This is a genomic window from Stenotrophomonas sp. 2YAF22, from assembly GCF_052114665.1.
Taxonomy (GTDB): Bacteria; Pseudomonadota; Gammaproteobacteria; order Xanthomonadales; family Xanthomonadaceae; genus Stenotrophomonas; species Stenotrophomonas indicatrix.
In genome coordinates this window covers 1-2,742 of sequence record NZ_JBFRFE010000594.1, presented here as the reverse complement: position 1 = coordinate 2,742, position 2,742 = coordinate 1, and the positions used below count along the sequence as shown (strand labels likewise).

Below are 2,742 nucleotides of genomic sequence, written 5' to 3'. Positions count from 1 at the left end.
GGGGTGTAAGCGCCATGGATGGCGCGCCCAAGCCCCCAWGGATGGGTTTACGGCGTCCCCCGCAACCCCACCTCGCCCGGCCCAACCGCAGCATCTCGCTCTGCCAGCCGCGAGGGGGCTCAGCCCGTTGGCCGGAAACCCTTCACCACTTGAACAGCACCAGGCTGATCGCCAGCGTGCCCATGCCCGCCACCAGGCCATACACGGTCTCGTGGCCCTTGGCGTAGCGCTTGGCTGCCGGCAGCAGCTCGTCCAGCGCCAGGAACACCATCACACCGGCAATCAGGCCGAACACCCAACCAAACGTGGCGTGGGACAGCGAGCCGGACAGCAGGACATAGCCGATCGCCGCGCCCACAGGCTCGGCCAGGCCTGACAGCAGGCTGGCGGCGAACGCGTAGAACTTGTTCTGCGTGGCGAAGTACACCGGCACCGCAATGGCGATGCCCTCGGGAATGTTGTGTATGGCGATGGCGAAGGCCAGCGGCATGCCCACCGACGGGCTCTCCAGCGTCGCGAAGAACGTCGCCAGCCCCTCCGGAAAGTTGTGCGCGGTGATCGCCACCGACGTCAGCAGGGCGACCCGCTTCAGGTATTCGCGGCTGTTCTCGCGGAAGGCCGGGTCCTGCTTGTCCAGGCTGTCATGCGGGTTGGGAATGAAGTGGTCGATCAGCACGATCACCACCACGCCGAGCAGGAAGGCGAGGGTGCCGTAAGTGAAGCCGGTGCGTTCACCATAGGCCAGCGCGAACGAGGCGATGGATTTGTTGAGGATCTCCGACAGCGAGACGTACACCATCGCGCCGCCGGCAAAGGCCAGGCCGAAGGCCAGCAGGCGCGGATTGGGGCGACGCGAGAACAGCACCAGCAGGCTGCCGATGGCGGTGGCAAGGCCCGCAGCGAGGGTGACCGCCAGGGCGATCCAGATGTTTTCGGGGGGAATCTGCAGCATGTACCGACGCGTTCCTTGTCATCAAGCAATCGCCCCGGCACGGGCCGGGGCGGCAAAGGCGAGGCGGGCGTCGGCTGGCCTCGTCACCGGCAGGCGATCAGCCGCCGCGGCGCAGGCTTTCTTCGATGGCGAAGCACTGGTCCGGCTTCGGCTGCGGCGGGTTGAAGCTGACCGGCACCTGGATCGTGGCCGGCACGGCCTCCCCATTGCGGGTGGCGGCCTTGAACTGCCAGCCCTGCACGGCGGTCTTGGCCAGATCGTCCAGCTGCGGGTTGCCGGCGCCGGTCAGCAGGGTGACCTCGCTGGGTTTGCCGTCGGTGCCGATCACCACCTTGAAGGTGCTGGTGCCGCCCACGCCGGTGCAGGCCAGTTCCAGCGGATACTGCGGCGGCGGGGTCTTCACCGCAGCCACTTCGGTGGGGGCCGCGGCCGGCGCTGCCGGGGGCTCGGAGGAGCCGCAGCCGGCCAGGCTGGTCACGGCAAGCAGGGACAGGCTCAGCAATCGCACGTTCATTTCGGTTGCTCCGTCAGGGCTGAAGTCTTCGCTGCGCAGATGAAGTCGTTCTCGCTCRGGCCGCCCACGTCGTGGGTGGAATAGCGGACGACGGCACGGTCGTAATGGACACCGAGGTCCGGGTGATGGTCCTCACCGTGGGCGATCCAGGCTAGCGCGTTCACGAAGGCCATGGTGGCGTAGTAATCCTTGAAGCGGAACGTGCGCACCAGCGCCTGGCCGGCCTCGGCCAGCTCCCAGCCGGGAACCTGCGGCAGCAATTCTGCCAGGCGGGCCTCGCCCAGCTTGTGGTCGCTGCCTTTGCGCGGCACGCAACGGGCCTGTGCCAGCGGAATCAGGTCGGCCATGGGTTCCTCCACCTCGTGTTGACTGAACAATGCGCCGGCCGGTGTATAAAACGAATGAGCGGCTGACGCTTACTTGGCTAGAATAGCCTGATGATCCAGATCTCCGACACTGCCCAGACCCATTTCCGCAAGCTGATCGAACGCGAGGGCGTGCCCGGCATGGGCGTGCGCTTGAGTGCGGTCGATCCTGGCACCCCGCGTGCTGATGCCCGGCTGGAGTTCGCCGAGCCGACCGACCTGCTCGGCGACGAGTGGGCGGTGGACTGCGATGGCTTCACGCTCTATGTCGACGCAAGCAGCGTTGGCTGGCTCGATGGAGCAGAAATTGACATCGTGCCCGGCACGGCCGGTACCCAGCAGCTGACGATCAAGGCGCCGCGGATCAAGGGCGAAGCGCCCGGCGATGCCGCCTCGCTGGTCGAGCGCGTGCATTGGGTGGTGGAAAACGAAGTCAATCCGCAGCTCGCTTCGCACGGTGGCAAGGTCGCCGTGCAGGAAGTCTCGGCCGACGGCGTGGTGCTGCTGCGCTTCGGCGGTGGCTGCCAGGGCTGCGGCATGGCCGACGTCACCCTCAAGCAGGGCATCGAGAAGACCTTGATGGGCCGTGTGCCGGGGGTGACCGCCGTGCGTGATGCTACCGATCACGACAGCGGCCACGCTCCGTATATTCCGCGCGGCAACGCCGCCTGATCGCCAACGCGTGCCTCTGCCCAGAGCCGAGCAACTCATCGACCTGCTGCTGGCGCGCCAGCAGCGACCGCCCATCCTCGAGAAGAACACTGGCCTGCCGTACGGCTGGGCGATCTGGCTGCGGACGCTGACGCCGCTGCCGCGTCCGTTGCACGCGCGCGAAGTGATCGCGGTGCTGCTGCCGCGACCGCTGCCAGGCCCCCCGGGGCAATTGCCGGCGCTGGGGCCATGGGCGTCCC

The 2,742-nt window shown here is 67.5% G+C and carries 4 protein-coding genes and 1 pseudogene; 2 read left to right on the top strand and 3 right to left on the bottom strand.

The features are described 5' to 3' along the window. Window positions 1-142: 142 nt before the first annotated feature. The 3 genes from zupT to AB4Y84_RS18660 form a co-directional block, all read right to left on the bottom strand. Window positions 143-952 (bottom strand): zinc transporter ZupT, encoded by an 810-nt coding sequence (zupT, locus tag AB4Y84_RS18670; RefSeq protein WP_025876721.1) that lies wholly within the window; start codon window positions 950-952, stop codon window positions 143-145. Between the two features lie 97 nt (window positions 953-1,049). Next, the gene (locus tag AB4Y84_RS18665) at window positions 1,050-1,466 is read right to left on the bottom strand and encodes an energy transducer TonB (protein ID WP_312787851.1); all 417 of its coding nucleotides are present in this window, start codon (window positions 1,464-1,466) and stop codon (window positions 1,050-1,052) included. Then, window positions 1,463-1,813 carry a 4a-hydroxytetrahydrobiopterin dehydratase gene (locus AB4Y84_RS18660; protein ID WP_442250633.1) on the bottom strand — a complete coding sequence of 117 codons (351 nt, stop codon included), beginning with the start codon at window positions 1,811-1,813 and terminating at the stop codon, window positions 1,463-1,465. Before AB4Y84_RS18660 ends, AB4Y84_RS18665 begins: the two co-directional genes overlap by 4 nt. Window positions 1,814-1,903: 90 nt before the next feature. Between AB4Y84_RS18660 and AB4Y84_RS18655 the strand changes: the two genes are divergently transcribed. Then, the gene (locus AB4Y84_RS18655; RefSeq protein ID WP_025876727.1) at window positions 1,904-2,503 is read left to right on the top strand and encodes an NfuA family Fe-S biogenesis protein; all 600 of its coding nucleotides are present in this window, start codon (window positions 1,904-1,906) and stop codon (window positions 2,501-2,503) included. 10 nt (window positions 2,504-2,513) lie between these two features. Then, window positions 2,514-2,742, top strand: a pseudogene (locus AB4Y84_RS18650) (hypothetical protein); the annotation flags it as partial.